Annotated in this window: 13 protein-coding genes and 1 pseudogene; 6 read left to right on the top strand and 8 right to left on the bottom strand. The window is 64.3% G+C overall.

The window, feature by feature from the left end:
* From D3872_RS25615 to D3872_RS07605, 4 genes and pseudogenes are all read left to right on the top strand, one after another.
* Positions 1-472 (top strand): annotated as a pseudogene (locus D3872_RS25615) (succinylglutamate desuccinylase); the annotation flags it as partial.
* Positions 473-571: 99 nt separating this feature from the next.
* Complete coding sequence (locus D3872_RS07615) at positions 572-1,747, top strand: acetyltransferase domain-containing protein (protein ID WP_229459216.1); 1,176 nt, start codon at positions 572-574, stop codon at positions 1,745-1,747.
* 109 nt (positions 1,748-1,856) lie between these two features.
* Entirely contained in the window at positions 1,857-3,431 is a 1,575-nt protein-coding gene (locus D3872_RS07610) for an ABC transporter substrate-binding protein (RefSeq protein WP_182915720.1), read from the top strand.
* 212 nt (positions 3,432-3,643) lie between these two features.
* Positions 3,644-3,952, top strand: coding sequence for a (2Fe-2S)-binding protein (locus D3872_RS07605; protein WP_119810213.1), 309 nt, complete (start codon positions 3,644-3,646; stop codon positions 3,950-3,952).
* A gap of 176 nt (positions 3,953-4,128) precedes the next feature.
* On the opposite strand, the gene metE is transcribed toward D3872_RS07605, so the two are convergent.
* On the bottom strand, positions 4,129-6,420 hold the full coding sequence (gene metE / locus D3872_RS07600; protein ID WP_119810212.1) for a 5-methyltetrahydropteroyltriglutamate--homocysteine S-methyltransferase: 2,292 nt from the start codon (positions 6,418-6,420) through the stop codon (positions 4,129-4,131).
* 100 nt (positions 6,421-6,520) lie between these two features.
* On the opposite strand from metE, the gene D3872_RS07595 reads away from it, so the two are divergent.
* Positions 6,521-7,429, top strand: coding sequence for a LysR family transcriptional regulator (locus D3872_RS07595; protein WP_119810211.1), 909 nt, complete (start codon positions 6,521-6,523; stop codon positions 7,427-7,429).
* 3 nt (positions 7,430-7,432) lie between these two features.
* Here the strand turns inward: D3872_RS07595 and mmsB are convergent, their stop codons facing one another.
* The 5 genes from mmsB to D3872_RS07570 are packed head-to-tail and all read right to left on the bottom strand — an operon-like array spanning position 7,433 to position 12,935.
* Positions 7,433-8,326, bottom strand: coding sequence for a 3-hydroxyisobutyrate dehydrogenase (gene mmsB / locus D3872_RS07590; RefSeq protein WP_119810210.1), 894 nt, complete (start codon positions 8,324-8,326; stop codon positions 7,433-7,435).
* 33 nt (positions 8,327-8,359) lie between these two features.
* A complete protein-coding gene (locus tag D3872_RS07585) occupies positions 8,360-9,475 on the bottom strand; it encodes an enoyl-CoA hydratase/isomerase family protein (RefSeq protein ID WP_220476900.1) in 1,116 nt (371 codons plus the stop codon).
* Between the two features lies 1 nt (position 9,476).
* A complete protein-coding gene (locus D3872_RS07580) occupies positions 9,477-10,262 on the bottom strand; it encodes an enoyl-CoA hydratase (RefSeq protein ID WP_119810208.1) in 786 nt (261 codons plus the stop codon).
* Positions 10,259-11,419, bottom strand: a complete 1,161-nt coding sequence (locus D3872_RS07575; protein WP_119810207.1) for an acyl-CoA dehydrogenase family protein — start codon at positions 11,417-11,419, stop codon at positions 10,259-10,261. Before D3872_RS07575 ends, D3872_RS07580 begins: the two co-directional genes overlap by 4 nt.
* 4 nt (positions 11,420-11,423) lie before the next feature.
* Positions 11,424-12,935, bottom strand: coding sequence for a CoA-acylating methylmalonate-semialdehyde dehydrogenase (locus D3872_RS07570; RefSeq protein WP_119810206.1), 1,512 nt, complete (start codon positions 12,933-12,935; stop codon positions 11,424-11,426).
* Positions 12,936-13,099: 164 nt separating this feature from the next.
* Here D3872_RS07570 and D3872_RS07565 point away from each other — a divergent pair, with 164 nt between their 5' ends.
* Positions 13,100-14,476 (top strand): short-chain fatty acyl-CoA regulator family protein, encoded by a 1,377-nt coding sequence (locus D3872_RS07565; RefSeq protein WP_119810205.1) that lies wholly within the window; start codon positions 13,100-13,102, stop codon positions 14,474-14,476.
* Here D3872_RS07565 and D3872_RS07560 read toward each other — a convergent pair.
* Together D3872_RS07560 and D3872_RS07555 are read right to left on the bottom strand one after the other, a co-directional pair.
* On the bottom strand, positions 14,439-15,263 hold the full coding sequence (locus tag D3872_RS07560) for a TOBE domain-containing protein (RefSeq protein WP_370660954.1): 825 nt from the start codon (positions 15,261-15,263) through the stop codon (positions 14,439-14,441). The two genes, D3872_RS07565 and D3872_RS07560, sit on opposite strands and share 38 nt — an antisense overlap.
* Entirely contained in the window at positions 15,264-15,998 is a 735-nt protein-coding gene (locus tag D3872_RS07555) for an ATP-binding cassette domain-containing protein (protein WP_119810203.1), read from the bottom strand.
* Positions 15,999-16,009: the final 11 nt, after the last annotated feature.

Genomic DNA, 16,009 nt, shown 5'->3' with positions numbered 1-16,009 from the left:
CACACCGACGCATATCATCAGCGACGCAGGCCATCCGGAGGGCTGCCGGCTGCGTGACTACGGCGGCTTCGGCGATCCGGCCAGTCCAAAGAAAGCGCTGCTGATCGAAACCGGCCAACACTGGGAGTACGGCGCGCTGGCTGTGGCCAGGGATTACTGCATGCGCTTCCTGCTCTTGTGTGACGCCATCGATGCCGACCAGGTGCCGAACGGTTGGCTACAGCCCTTGCCGCAACAGCAAATGGTGATTGAAGTAACGGCGCCGGTGGTGGCCAGCGGACCAGATTTCCGCTTCGCCGGCAAGTACACGGGGCTCGAAAAATTTGCCGAGGCGGGCAGCCTGATCGGTTGGGACCAAGGCGTACCGGTACATACTCCCTATGCCAACTGCGTGCTGGTGATGCCATCCCTGCGCCAGGTACGCCCCGGCGTCACCGTCGTTCGTTTCGGACGGGAATATCAGTCGGCTTGATTTTTTAAGGGGTGAAGCCACCAATGGCCCACCGGTTATTGCCAACACTACCGCTACAGGAGTCCCGATGAGCACTTCGAATCACCAGCGGGCAGCCACTTGGCCGGCCGCGCCGGCCCGAGCCTGGCCCCGACGACGGCGTCCGTGCACGCGCGCATCGCCGCAATCGACGTGATGCGCGGATTGATCATGTTGATCATGCTTTTTGACCATGTGCGCGAAGCGATCTACCTGCATGTACCGCTGACCGACCCGTTGTCGGCAACGGCCACCGAGCCGATGTTGTTCTTCACGCGCATTGCGGCACATTTTTGCGCGCCGATGTTTGTCTTCCTGAGCGGCCTGTCCGCCTGGCTATACGCCCACCCGGCAGCCGGGCCGCGCGACGCCACCGGATTCCTTGTCAAGCGAGGCCTGCTGCTCGTGTTCCTGGAGCTGATATTTGTAAATTCCGCCTGGTCCGGTCTCCCTCCGCCAGCGCTATACCTGCAGGTTATCTGGATTACCGGCCTGGCGATGATCACGCTGGGCTTGATGCATCGCCTCCCCATGAAAGTGCTGTTGACGGTGGGGCTGTTGATCGTCTGCGGCCACAATGCGCTGGCGTGGATCCAATTCGAGCCCGGCACCGCCGCGTATTCGGCGTGGACACTGCTGCTGCACCGGGGCGTGCTGTTGACCGAGGGTACCTTCCAGGTCAAGGTCACCTATCCACTCCTCCCATGGATAGGCGTGATCTTGCTGGGCTACGCGGCCGGTCCGCTGTACGCCCGCACGATGGCCCAGGCGCGCCGCAAGCAGCTGATGACCATGCTGGGAATTGGCGCGCTCGCTGCGCTGGGCGTGCTGCGCGGCTTCAATATTTATGGCGAAGAGCTGCCTTGGGTGCGTGGCGAGAATGCATTACAAACCGTGATGTCGTTCGTGAATTTCACCAAATACCCGCCGTCGCTCGATTTCGTGCTGATGACGCTGGGAATCGGAATGCTCGTCATGACCAGACTGGAAGCCATCGGTAACTGGTTTACGCGGGTTTGCGCAACGTTCGGCAGTGTACCCATGTTCTTTTATCTGGTGCACCTGTACCTGTTATTGGCGATACAGAACGTGTTGGTATCGCTACTCGGGGCAAACCACGGTAGCCGTTTCGGCGTGGACCATTATTGGCTGGTGTGGCTGATGTCGCTCGCGCTGATGCCGCTGCTATACCTGCCATGCCGTTCCTTCTCCGCCTACAAGCGGCGCTCGACACAGGCCTGGATACGTTATTTCTGAAACGCTGGTGGCGATGCACACGAAAACACTAGCGTCGCACCACTATGACGTAATGGCCATAACAAACGCGGATCAGGCGCAGCCCCCCGCACATGCAAAGGATGGACCGATGATCGATTCGCATTTTCCACCTGGGGCCCCAGGACCGGCACTGCAGCGGGGCGGCCTGTTGCGGCGCGGCCTGCTGCGCACCCTGGCCGCCGGCGCCGGCGCGCTGGCGCTGCCGGATGCATGGGCGCAGCAGCCGCGCAAAGGCGGCCGCCTGACCGTTGCAACCCAGTCCAGCTCGACCGCCGATACGCTCGATCCTGCGCGCGGCGCACTCTCGACCGACTACCTGCGCGCCAATCTGTTCTATAACGGACTGACCGTGCTCGACGCGAAGATGGCGCCGCAACTTGCCCTGGCTGAACAGTTCAGCACGGACGACGCGATCGTCTGGAACGTCAAGCTGCGCAAGGGTGTCCAGTTCCACGGCGGGAAAACGCTAGACTCCGCCGATGTGGTCTACTCGCTGAAGCGCCACAACGACCCGGCGCTCGGCTTGATCGTCAGGGCAGTTGCCCAACAATTCGAGTCGGTCAGGGCGACCGGCCCACTCGAAGTGGAAATCCGGCTCAGGGGCGCAAACGCCGACCTGGCGGTCATGTTGGCGGTGTCCCACTTCGCAATCGTCAAGAACGGAACCACCCGCTTTACCACTGCCAATGGCACCGGCCCGTTCAAGTGCGCCGAATTTACGCCCGGGGTGCGCACCAGGGCTGTACGGAATCGTAATTACTGGAAGCCGGGCCTGCCCTACCTCGACGAGGTATCCCTGTTCGGCATCCCGGACGAATCTGCGCGCGTCAACGCGCTGCTGTCGGGCGACGTCGACTGGATTAACGAAGTCAACCCCCGCTCGACCAAACGGATCAGGGGCGAGCCCGGGTATGCGGTGCTGGAGTCCCAGTCCGGCTTGTACACCGACCTGGTAATTCGGCAGAACATCGGCATCGCCCGCAATCCGGACTTCACGCTCGGCATGAAATACTTGATCGACCGCGAGCAGATCAAGCGCGCCGCCTTCCGCGGCTACGCAGTCATCGGCAACGACCAGCCTATTGCGCCGAGCAACCGCTTCTATTTCGCCGGCCTGCCGCAGCGGCCTTACGACCCGGAACGCGCCCGCTTCCACCTGCGCAAGGCCGGTGCCCTCGGCATGACGCTACCGGTCGTGGCCTCGGTGGCGGCGGCCGGCTCGGTCGACATGGCCATGTTGCTGCAACAGTCGGCCATGAAGGCTGGCCTGAACCTGCGCATCAAGCGTGTCTCGGCCGATGGCTACTGGTCGAATCACTGGATGAAGTCGCCGATCGGCTTCGGCAATGTGAATCCGCGTCCAACTCCGGACCTGCTGTTCACACTGTTCTTCAAGTCGGACGCGCCGTGGAACGGATCGGGATGGAACAACCCGCAGTTCGACCAGCTGCTGGTGCTGGCTCGCGCCGAGACCGACGAGGCCAAGCGCCGCCAAATGTACGCTGACATGCAGGTGCTGGTCCATCAGAAGTGCGGGATCGGCATCCCTGTCTTCATCACCAACCTGGAAGGCTACAGCACCAGGGTCGGGGGCGTCACATCGCATCCGATTGGTGCCTTCATGGGCTATGCGTGCGCCGAGCAGGTCTGGCTCAGGACCTGATTTTTTCGCGAGGATCGATATGCAGCGTTCCCAGTACAAGCAAGCCCGGCCGCTGCCGCGGGTAACCTCGTGCCCGACCTTTGCCAGGTGTGGCCGGACGGTATCCACGCGCGTGGGGCGGCCGCGCGGATGCCGATCACCTAGCCGTCCAGCACCTCGGGCCTGCGCCCGTTCCTTGGCCAGCATGACTCACTTCACTCTCAGGAAATCGCATGAATTCACGCTTTGTCCGCTTGGCCGAAAGCGCGCGCGCCACGGTGCATTTTTCCATCGACGGCTGCGCCGCTGTAGCGCTAGAAGGCGATACCCTGTTGGTCGCAATGCTGGGCTCATCGCGCAGCTTGCGCAGTTCCGAATTTGACGACGCTATACGCGCCGGGTTCTGCCTGATGGGCGCCTGCCAGGATTGCTGGGTATGGACCGCTCAGGGCCAGCGGCTGCGGGCATGTTCGACGCCGGTGACCGCGGGAATGCACATCGTGACCGAACACACGGAGGCGGCATGGCTGAGTCAACGGTAATCATCGTTGCCGAATGGCCGGGCCGCGTACACTGCGTCGAGCAGTTGGTGCATTTCCTTAGAGGATTTGCACCTCCAAGTGAGTGCGCCCTTCCGGACGCACACGAAAAGAATCCAGGAGGCTCCCGGGATCCGATGGAGGCTCGCCCGCGACTGACCGCCGGGTAAGACTAGCCATTAAGCAGCTTGGCGCAGAACCTTTGCGGCAGCCACCATATTCGTCAGCGCCGGAAGCACCTCCCCCCACTGCCGGGTCTTCAGCCCGCAATCCGGATTCACCCACAAGCGCGCTGGCGGAATGCGCTCAGCCGCCTTCTTCATCAACTGCACGATATGCTCCTGCGTCGGGATGTTCGGCGAGTGGATATCGTAGACGCCCGGCCCAATCTCGTTCGGATAGTTGAAATCATCGAAGGCATCCAGCAATTCCATATCCGAGCGTGACGTCTCGATGGTGATCACGTCGGCGTCCATGTCGGCGATCGAAGCAATGATGTCGTTGAACTCCGAATAGCACATGTGGGTGTGGATCTGTGTCGCGTCGTCCACGCCGTTGGCCGTGATGCGGAACGATTCAACCGCCCAATCCAGGTACTCCTGCCACTGCGCCTTGCGCAGCGGCAGACCTTCACGCAGCGCCGCTTCATCGATCTGGATAACGCGCACGCCAGCCTTTTCCAGATCCAGCACCTCGTCGCGAATCGCCAGCGCCAGCTGCTTGCACGACGCCGAGCGAGGCTGGTCATCGCGCACGAACGACCAGTTCAGGATCGTCACCGGCCCCGTCAGCATGCCCTTCATCGGCTTGCTCGTCAGCGATTGCGCATAGCTGATCCACTCCACAGTCATCGCCTTTGGACGGCTGATGTCGCCGAACAGGATAGGCGGTTTCACGCAGCGCGAGCCGTACGACTGCACCCAGCCGAACTGGCTGAAGGCATAGCCTTCCAGCTGTTCGCCAAAGTATTCGACCATGTCGTTACGTTCGGCTTCGCCGTGCACCAGCACGTCCAGTCCCAGCGCTTCCTGCTCACGCACGCTGCGGGCGATTTCCGCCTGCATGGCAGACCTGTAGCCAGCATCGTCTAGTGTGCCGCCCTTGAACGCGCTGCGGGCCTGGCGAATCTCCGCCGTTTGCGGGAAGGAGCCGATCGTCGTGGTCGGATACGCAGGCAGCTTCAGCAGCACCGCCTGTTCGCCGGCTCGCTTGCCGTAGCTGCTCTTGCGCGTTCCCATGCTGGCGTCAATCCCTGCAATGGCGGCTTGTACGGCGAGGTTCGTCACGCGCGGCGATGCACGGCGCGCGGCCAGCGCGGCCTGGTTGGCGGCCAGCGCCTCCTTCACCGAATCGCGTCCGCCGCGCAGTGCCTGCGCCAGCACTTTCAGTTCGTCCAGCTTTTGCAGCGCGAAGGCAAGCCAGGATTTGACGTCGGCATCGAGCGTCTGTTCGCTGTCCAGGTCCACCGGCACGTGCAGCAAGGAGCACGACGGCGCCAGCCACAAACGGTCGCCCAGGCGCTCGGCCAGCGGTTCCAGCCAATTCAGCAGCGCGTTCAGGTCGGTCTTCCAGATGTTGCGGCCATTGATTACGCCGAGCGACAGTACCTTGTGCTCCGGGATCAGGTTCAACAGCGGAAGGATGTCGTCGCCGCTACTGGCGACATCGACATGCAGGCCTGCCACCGGCAGGTTGACGGCGAGGTAGCGGTTGTCCTGAAGCTGGCCAAAGTAGGTCGCGACCAGCAGCTTGATGCGGCAGGCCTTCAGCTGATGGTATGCGAGGTTGAAAGCGTGCTGCCAGTCCAGGTCGAGTTCGGTCACGAGAATCGGCTCGTCGACCTGTACCCATTCGACGCCCTCCGCCGCCAGCGTGTCCAGCAGTTGCGAGTAGGCCACCAGCAGGTCCGGAAGCAGCGCCAGCTTGTTGGAGTTGTCCTTGGCCTTGCCCAGCGCCAGGTAGGTCACCGGCCCTACGATCACCGGCTTGGCTTTCACGCCGTGCTGTTTCGCTTCCGCCAGTTGCTCCAGCAGGCGCGACGCATCCAGCTTGAAGGTAGTCGCCGCCGTAAATTCCGGCACGATGTAGTGGTAGTTGGTGTCGAACCACTTGGTCATCTCGCCGGCCGCCACGCCACCGCAGCAACCGTGGTGTTCTTCGGCGGACTGCGCCGAACGCCCGCGCGCCACGCGGAAATAGTTGTCGAGCACGTCGCCGTGGAAGCCGCTCACGCGCTCCGGAAGGTTGCCGAGCATGAAGCTCATGTCCAGCACCTGGTCATAGAACGAAAAATCGCCCACCGGTACGAGATCGAGGCCGGCCTGGTTGTCCCAATGACGCTTGCGCAGTTCGGCGCCGAGGCCCTTCAATGCTTCGCGCGAGGATTCGCCCTTCCAGTACGATTCCAGCGCGAACTTCAGTTCGCGTTTGGCGCCGATGCGGGGAAAGCCGAGGTTGTGGATAGTGGTCATGGATAGTTCCTGAAGTTGTTCGATCAGGCCATGGTAGAGATGACAATCAATGAAGTAAAATGGTCTTTTCTCACGCATTCATGATTTTCATTCATATATCATGTTAGAACGCATTCACCTGGCTATCATTGTCGAAGTCGAACGGCTCGGTTCCCTGACCGCCGCGGCCGAGGTCCTGCACGTCACGCAATCGGCACTCAGCCACAGCATGAAGAAGCTGGAACAGCAATTAGGCACGGACATCTGGCTGCGCGAAGGCCGCAACCTGCGCCTGACGCAGGCCGGCCAGTTCCTGCACGCGGTGGCGCAGCGGCTGCTGCCCCAGTTGTCGCTGGCGGAGGACAAGCTGCGCCAGTTCGCCCAGGGTGAACGCGGGACGCTGCGGATCGGCATGGAGTGCCATCCCTGCTACCAATGGCTGTTGAAGATCGTGTCCTCGTACCTCGCGTCCTGGCCGCTGGTCGACGTGGACGTGAAGCAGAAATTCCAGTTCGGCGGCATCGGCGCGCTGTTCGGCTACGAGATCGACCTGCTGGTCACGCCCGACCCCTTGTTCAAGCCGGGGCTGCGTTTCGAGCCCGTGTTCGACTACGAGCAAGTGCTGGTGGTGCACAAGGACCACCGCCTGGCGGGCCAGGACGAAGTCACGCCCCAGCAACTCAGCGAGGAGACGCTGATCACCTATCCGGTTCCGATCCAGCGGCTCGACATCTACAGCATGTTCCTGTTACCGGCCGGCTGTGCTCCGCGCAAGCACAAGACCATCGAAACCACCGACATCATGCTGCAGATGGTGGCCAGCGGCCGTGGCGTGACGGCGCTGCCGAAATGGCTGGTGACAGACTACGCGCCCCATTTGCAGCTGCGTACCTTGCGGCTGGGGCGGTCGGGCATCCAGAAGCACATCTACCTCGGCGTGCGGGAAGCGGACTACACCATCGACTACGTGCAATCGTTTATCGAGCTTGCCCGCCAGGCCGACCGCTATCCCTTGCTGCACCAGGGTTGACGGCTAGCGCGAAGGCGCCTGGAACAGCTGCAGGATGCTGGAAAAGTCCAGCTGTCCGTGGCCGCCTTGCTGGTGCAGCTGGTACAGCTGCCGCGCCAGGCTGCCCATCGGCGTGGCGGCATGTGCGCCCAGTGCGGCCTGCTCGGCCAATCCCAGGTCCTTGAGCATCAGCGCGGATCCGAAGCCACCGCTGTAGCCGCGCGACGCCGGCGCCGTTTCCATCACGCCGGGCCATGGGTTGTACAGCTCCAGCGCCCAGTTGCGACCGGAACTCTTGGCCATGATATCGGACAGCACTTTCGGATCGAGGCCGTGTGCGACGCCGAGATTCAAGGCTTCCGCCGTGCCGGCCATCAGCACGCCCAGCAGCATGTTGTTGCAGATCTTGGTCACCTGGCCGGCCCCCGCCGCGCCGGCATGGAAGATATTCTTGCCCATCGCGCCCAGCACAGCGCGGGCACGGTCGAGCGCCGCGTCGTCGCCGCCAACAATGAAGGTCAGCGTGCCTGCGGCCGCGCCGGCGGTGCCGCCCGACACCGGCGCATCGAGCATGGCGAAACCGCGCGCCGCCGCGGCGTCCGACACTTCCTTGGCGACGTCGGCGGCGATGGTGCTGCAGTCGATCAGCAGCGCGTGCAGCGGCGCGCACTCCAGCACGCGGCCCGCACCGAGGTACAGATCGCGCACGTGTTCATTCGCCGGCAGCATCGAGATGACGATGTCCGCTTCGCGCACTGCGTCCGCCGCGGTTGCCGCCCTGTGCGCGCCGGCGGTGGCCAGCGCATCCATCGCGGCTGCCGACAGGTCGTACACCGACAGCCGGTAGCCTGCGCGCAGCAGGTTGTGCGCCATCGGCGCGCCCATGTTTCCAAGTCCGATAAAGGCGATGTGTTGCATGCGAGTCTCCATGTTATTTGTCAGCGTGCGCAATCAGTGCAGGTCGGCCAGCGGATGCCCGGACCAGGGTGGAACGAAGCATTGTGCAACGGCGCCAGGGGCCAAAGGCTGCCAGCGCGGTGCGTTGTCCTTGTCGACCAGCAGCGCCCGCACGCCCTCCGAAAAATCGGGATGCGCGCAGCAGCGCAATGCCACGGTCAGTTCCAGCCGGAACACATCGGCCAGGCCCAGGTGGCGGGCACGCCGCTGCAGGTCCCAGGCCAGCGCGGCGGACAAGGGCGAGCCTCCTGCCAGCGTCCGCGCCGCGCGCTGCAGCCAAGGCGCATCGCCGTTATAGCCGCGGATCGCCGCCACCACCTCGTCCAGCGCACGCGATGCCGTCAGCGACTGGATCTCGTCGAAATGCGACCGCACTTCAGACTCCGGCAACGCTGCCGCCGGCGCGGCAAAGCTGCGCAGCACGCGGTCCATCGACAGCCGCGGATCGGCCACATCCTGCCAGTCGGCCTCGCACAGCGCGTCGACGACGCTGCTGCGATCCTGCTGCAGGATGAAGTAGTCGGCCAGCCCGGTGAACAAGGCGTCGCCGGCATTGAGCGGCGCGCCGGTCAGGCCTAGAAAGATGCCGGCTCGGCCGGGCATGCGCGGCAGGAACCAGCTGCCTCCCACATCCGGGAACAACCCGATGGAGATCTCCGGCATGGCGATGCGTGTGGTTTCCGTGGCCACGCGATGGCTGGCGCCCGCCATCAGGCCCAGGCCACCGCCCATCACGATGCCGCCGCCCCACACCAGCACCGGCTTGGGATACGTGTGGATGCGGTGATCGAGCCTGTATTCCTCGCTGAAGAAGGCTTGCGCCGCCGGATTCGGTACCACGCCTGGCTCCGCCAGGATGGCGTCGCGCAGGCCGCGCACATCGCCGCCTGCGCAGAAGGCCTTGTCGGTGCTCGACTGCAGCACCACGCAGGCAACCGCCGGGTCAAGCGCCCAGCGCTGCAAGGCGCCGTCGAGAAGCCGTATCATGTCCAGCGTCAGCGCATGCAGCGACTTCGGTGCATCCAGCGTGGCGACCGCCACGCGCATGCCGCCACCGGCCGCGCGCTCTTCCAGCCGCACCGGGGCGGCCAGGGTATCGGTAGGATGCATTTCACTCATTTCGCCAGCTCGCTTCACGCTTGCCCAGGAAAGCTTGCACGCCCTCCTTCTGGTCTTCCGTATCGAACAGGCTGACAAAGCGCTCCCGTTCCAGCGGCAGGTTGTGCTGGGTGGGCAGCGTGCGGCCTGCCTGGATCAGCGTTTTGCAGGCAGCGACGCTGCTCGGACTCTGGCGCGCTACTTTTGCGGCCAGCGCCAGCGCCGCTGCCAAGCCCTGCCCGCTCGGCACGACTTCCTCGACCAGCCCGATGGCCAGCGCCTTCTCAGCGCCGATCCGCTCGCCGCACAGGATCATGCGCTTGGCCCAGCCTTCGCCCACCAGGCGCGCCAGGTTCTGGGTGCCGCCGGCGCACGGCAGCAAGCCGACCGAGGCTTCCGGCAAGGCCATCTGCGCGTGCTCCTCGGCGATGCGGATATCGCAGGCCAGCGCACATTCCAGGCCGCCGCCCATCGCATAGCCGTTGATGGCAGCGATGGTCACGCCGCGGAAGGCCGCCAGTGCCTCGAACGCTTCGCCGAAGCGCTGCGCCATGCGGCGCGCGGTGGCCTTGTCGCCGTCGGCGAACAGTTTCAGGTCGGCGCCGGCGGAAAAGAACTTGGCGCCGTCGCCGGTGATCACCAGCGCGTAGACGTCGCGTTCCTGCTGCAGGTCGTTCACCAGCATGGTCAACGCGGCCAGGCTGTCTTCGGTCCAGGTGTGCGCGGGCGGATTCTGCAGCGTGACCTGCACCGTGTGCTGGTGGCGTTCGACCGACAGGTTGGTATATGTATTCTTCATGTGAGAGTCTCCGTGGCGCCGTCACGCAGGATAGCCCTGGCGATGATGAGGCGCATGATTTCATTGGTACCTTCGAGGATTTGATGCACCCGCGTGTCGCGCACGTAGCGTTCCAGCGGGTACTCGCGGATGTAGCCGTAGCCGCCGTGCAGCTGCAAGGCGTCGTTGGCGACATTGAAGCCTGCGTCGGTGGCGAAGCGCTTGGCCATCGCGCAGTACGCACTGGCGTCGGCGCTTTCCGTATCCAGCTTCCAGGCCGCCAGCCGCACCATCTGGCGCGCCGCAACCAGTTCGGTCAGCATGTCGGCCAGCTTGAACTGCAGCGCCTGGAACTGCGCCAGCTCGCGGCCGAACTGGACGCGTTCCTTCAGGTAGGCCTGCGCCCGGTTCAACGCCGCTTGTGCGGTGCCGATCGAACAGGTGGCGATGTTGATGCGGCCGCCGTCCAGTCCCTTCATCGCCATGGCGAAGCCCTGCCCTTCTTCGCCGAGGCGGTGATGCCGCGGCACCCGCACGGCGTCGAAATTGATGGCGCAGGTCGGCTGGCTGTTCCAGCCCATCTTTTCTTCCTGCTTGCCGAAGCTGACGCCGGGCGAGTCGGCCGGTACGGCGAACGCCGAGATGCCGCCGGCGCCCGCATCGCCCGTGCGCGCCATCACCACCAGCAGGTCGGTACGGCTGCCGCCGGATATGAAGGCCTTGCCGCCGTCGATGACGTAATGGCCGCCGTCCGCCACCGCCCGCGTGCGCAAGGCTGCGGCATCGGACCCGGCCTGCGGCTCGGTCAGGCAATAGCTGGCCAGCCTGGCACCGCTGGCCAAGTCCGGCACCCATTCACGGCACAGCTCTTCGCCGCCCCAGCACGACACCATCCACGTCGCCATATTGTGGATAGTCAGGTAGGCCGTGGTCGAGGTGCAGCCCGCCGCCAGTTCCTCGAACACGATGGACGCATCCAGCCGCGACAGGCCCAGGCCGCCCCAGCGCTGCGGCGTGTACAGGCCGCAGAAGCCCATCTCCCCGGCCCTGGCAACGGTATCGCGGCTGAAGTGGGCGTCGGCATCCCAACGCGCCGCGTGGGGCGCCAGTTCGCCCTGCGCGAAGGCGCGCGCGGCCAGCTGGAATTCGCGCTGCTCGTCGTTGAGATTGAATTCCATCGCGTTATTTGAGGTTGATGGTGGTGTTGACCTGGCCGACCGATGCGGCGTCGGCAAACCAGCGCTGGGTGATGGTTTGGGTTTGCGTGTAGAACAGCACCACCTGCTTGCCGAACGGTCCCAGGTCGCCCAGCTTGGAGCCGCGCGAGCCGGTGAAGCTGAACAGCGGCACCGGCACCGGGATCGGCACATTGATGCCGACTTGGCCGACATCGATATCTTCCTGGAACTTGCGCGCCGCCGCGCCGCTCTGGGTGAACAGTGCGGTGCCGTTACCGTTAGGGTTAGCGTTGACCAGGGCGATCGCCTCGTCCAGCGTGGCGGCATTCACTACCACCAGCACCGGGCCAAAGATCTCTTCGTCATAGACGGCCATGCCGGGCTTGACGTCCGACAGGATGGTCGGCCCGACGAAGTTACCGTCCGGGTAGCCGTCCACCTCGATGCTGCGCCCGTCCAGCGCCAGCGTGGCGCCCTCTTCCACACCCTGCTCCACCATCGCCAGCACGCGCTCGCGTGCCGCACACGACACCAGCGGACCAAGATCGGGATTGTCCTTGCCGGCGCCGACCGACAGCTGGCGCGCTTTCTGCACCAGCTCGGGCAGCCAGGCCTGCGCTTCGCCCACCAGCACCGCCACCGACGCCGCCATGCAGCGCTGGCCGGCCGCGCCGAACCCTGCGCCAAGCAGCTGGTTCAGCGCCTGTTCCTTGTTCGCATCCGGCAGCACCACCGCGTGATTCTTCGCGCCCATCATGCACTGCGCGCGCTTGCCGGACAGCGTGGCGCGCTGGTAAACATGGGTGCCGACCCTGGTCGAACCGACGAAGGAAATGGCCTTGATGTCCGGATGGTCGCACAGCGCGTTGACCACATCCTCGCCGCCGTGCACGACGTTCAGCACACCGGCCGGCACGCCCGCCTGCAAGGCCAGCCGCACCAGCTTCTCCGTCACCAGCGGATCCTGCTCCGACGGCTTGAGCACGAAGGTGTTGCCGCATGCGATAGCCATCGGGAACATCCACAGCGGAATCATCGCAGGGAAATTGAAAGGGGTGATGCCGGCGCACACGCCCAGAGGCTGCAGCACGCTGTAGGTATCGACGCCGCCGGCCACGTTCTGGGCGAACTCGCCCATTTGCAGCGTGCCGATGTTGGCCGCATGCTCGACCACTTCCAGGCCGCGGAACACGTCGCCTTCGGCATCGACCAGGGTCTTGCCTTGCTCGGCGGTCAGGGTGGCGGCCAGGTCGGCCATGTTCTCGCGGATCAGTTGCTGCAGCTTCAGGAAGATGCGCGCACGTGCGCCGATCGGGGTCTTGCGCCAGGTCTTGAAAGCGCGTTGGGCGGCGGACACCGCTTGCGCCACCTCCTCCTTCGTGGCAAACGGCACCCGCGCCAGCACTTCCTGCGTCGCCGGGTTGATCACGTTGCGCCAGACTTTGCTGGTCGATTCAACCCATTCGCCGTTGATCAGCAGCGGCACGGTGGGGATGGCGGGATTCGGTGCGGTCATTCAGGTCTCCTCGGTGGTGGTCATCAGGCAAGCACTGCTTGCGTTTTCGGCTATTTGTTTGCATTATTCGCTAAATCAGAATGAGCGTGAAGGAGTAAAAGTGCGAAGAATTGCGAACCGTTTCGCGTGTATTTGCGAAGATTGCGAAGATTTTGGCGGGCCGCATGAGTAAGGTCTTCATGGGCGCCCGCCTGCAGCGCCTGCGCGAAGAGCGCAAGATGACCCAGGCCGCGCTGGCGAAGGCGCTCGACATCTCGCCGAGCTACCTGAACCAGATGGAACGCAACCAGCGCCCGCTGACCGTGCCGATCCTGCTGCGCATCGGCAGCGTGCTGGAGGTCAATCCGCAGATATTTTCGGAGCACGACAGCGCCAGCCTGGTGGCCGACGTCCGCGACGTGCTGAGCGACCTGCCCGGCACCGAGCCGACCTCGCTGGCCGAACTCAAGATGCTGGTCGAGAACATGCCGGGCGTGGCCCGCGCGATCCTGCAGCTGCAGCGCCGCTACCGCATGACGGCGGAACGGGCCGAATCGCTGGAAGCGCAATTCGACAGCAACGAGGCGAACCAGGGGAGCTTGCCACCGTCCGCCGACGAAGAGGTGCGCGACTACCTGAACCGGCGCCAGAACTACATCGGCGAACTGGACGACGCAGCCGAAAGCCTGCCCGACAACAGCGCCTCCGCGCTGCGGCACCGGCTGCAGCTGCGCGGGGTGACGGTGCTGACCGCGCCTGGCGAGGATGTCTTGACGCACAAGCGCCGCTACGATGCGCAGCAACAGGTGCTGTGGCTGTCCGATTCGATGAACGCCAGCCAGCAGGCCTTCCAGATGGCGGCGCAGCTTGGATTGCTGGAACATGCAGGGCTGATCGATACGCTGGTCACGCAGGCCGCCCTGTCCAGCGACGCCGCGCGCGCCGGTGCACGGCTGGCACTGTCGAACTACTACGCCGGCGCCGCGCTGATGCCGTACGGTGCGTTCCTGCAGGCGGCCGAGACCCATGCTTACGACATCGAGCGGCTGGCCCACCAGTTCGGGGTCGGTTTCGAAGCGGTCTGCCACCGGCTCAGCACCATGCAGCGCCCCGGCCAGAGCGGACTGCCCGTATTCTTTGTGCGCGTTGACCGGGCCGGCAATGTGTCGAAGCGGCAGTCGGCCACCGCCTTCCATTTCTCGCGCGTGGGCGGGACCTGTCCCTTATGGATCGTCTACGAAGCCTTCAGCCAGCCTGGCCGCGTACTGCGCCAGATCGCACGCATGCCCGATGGCGGCACCCATCTCTGGATCGCCAGGCACGTCAGCACCGGTCCCTCTGGTTTCAACGCGCCGAGCAAGTCATTTGCGGTGGCGCTGGGCTGCGATATCTCGCAGGCGCACCGGCTGGTATATGCGCGTGGGCTCGACCTTCAGGATCCCAGCGCCGCCACGCCTATCGGGACCGGCTGCAAGGTATGCGACCGCAGCGACTGCCCGCAGCGGGCGTTTCCTTCAATCCTGCTCAGTCGGGAACGGCAAGGATCACGCTCGACGCCTTGAACAGGGCCGTCACGGTTCCGCCCGGCGCGAGTCCCATCGCATTGCTGCTGTCATTCGTGACGATCGCCGCGACCGAGCCTCCGCCCGGCAGGTCGATCACGACCTCGGTGTTCACCGCACCTGGCTGAAGCCGCGAGATCGTCCCGGTCAGCTGGTTGCGCGCCGAGAATTTGGCATTCTCGTTGGCGGACATCAGGATGATCGACGACGCCTTCACGAGCGCGAACGCTTCCGCGCCGACGCGAAGCCCCAATTCCTCGGTGCTCGCGTGCGTGATGATCGCAACGATCTTGTGACCGCCCGTGACATCGAGTTCGATCTCGTCGTTCACCGCGCCTGTTTTCACGGACGAGACCTTGCCGAAAAACTGGTTACGCGCGCTTGTCTTCATGCTGACTCTCCTGATTAGCACATAGTCGTCGGCGAGGCCGGCGCTCTGGCGCCCCAGTTGTTCGACGAAACGCCGGTGTTCCTGTTCGACCATCTGGAAATTGCACACCAGCTGTTCGCCGCGCGGCGTCAGCCGGGTGCCGCCGCCGCCCTTGCCGCCGGCAAGCCGCTCCACCAAAGGCTCGCCCGCCAGGTTGTTCATCATGTCGATGGCGTCCCAGGCGGCCTTGTAGCTCATCTTCACTGCCTTGGCAGCCTGGGTGATTGATCCGCACTCGGCAATTTTCGCCAGCAGGGCCACGCGCGACGGGCCGCCAAAATTTTCGCCGCCCACCGTCAGCCAGACCGAGCCGTGCAATTCGATTTCATTATCCATTGGCATCCCGGATTCCTCCATTTATCGTGGCGTGATGAGCAAACTGGTCAAAGGCAGGTCGCTTTCGTCCGATACCGCCATGCCAAGCGGCCTGTCGTCGACCGCTCCGTCGCGCAGGTGAACGATGTGATCGCCAAACACTTCCGCATCGGAAGGATCGTGGGTGATCAGCACCATCGGGATCTGCAGGTGCCGCTGCAACTGGTCGAGTTCGCCATGCAGATGCACGCGCAAGGCCGGGTCGAGGGCGGCAAACGGTTCATCGAGCAAGAGCGCCGAGGGACGCGTGACAAGCGCGCGGGCAAGTGCCACGCGCTGCCGCTGCCCGCCCGAAATTTCGGCGGGCAACTGGTGCGCCAGGTGCTGCAGGCGGAACGCGTCCAGCCAATAGTCCACGGCCTCGCTGTGGGTATCTTTCGACGGATTGAACCAGCGGCGCGACAGGCCGAAGGCGATGTTCTGGCGCACGTTCAGGTGGGGAAACAGCGCGTAGTCCTGGAACAGATAGCCGACCCGGCGCGACTGTGGCGGAAGGTTGATGCCGGCGTCCGAATCGAACAGCGTCGCGCCGTCGAGGCGGATATGTCCCTCGTCCGGTTGCAGCAGGCCGGCGATCGCTTTCAGCGTCAGGCTCTTGCCCGACCCGGACGGCCCGAAGATGACGATGCGCTGGCTGTCGGACTGGAACTTCACGTTCAGTTCGAAGGTCCGCTTGCCGGAACGCAGTGTCTTGTGGATGTTGACGTCTAGGTGCATTGATGGCTCCC

Source organism: Massilia cavernae, assembly GCF_003590855.1.
Taxonomy (GTDB): Bacteria; Pseudomonadota; Gammaproteobacteria; order Burkholderiales; family Burkholderiaceae_D; genus Telluria_A; species Telluria_A cavernae.
Note: the sequence above shows the minus strand (reverse complement) of the source record. Positions and strands in the feature narration are given on the sequence as shown.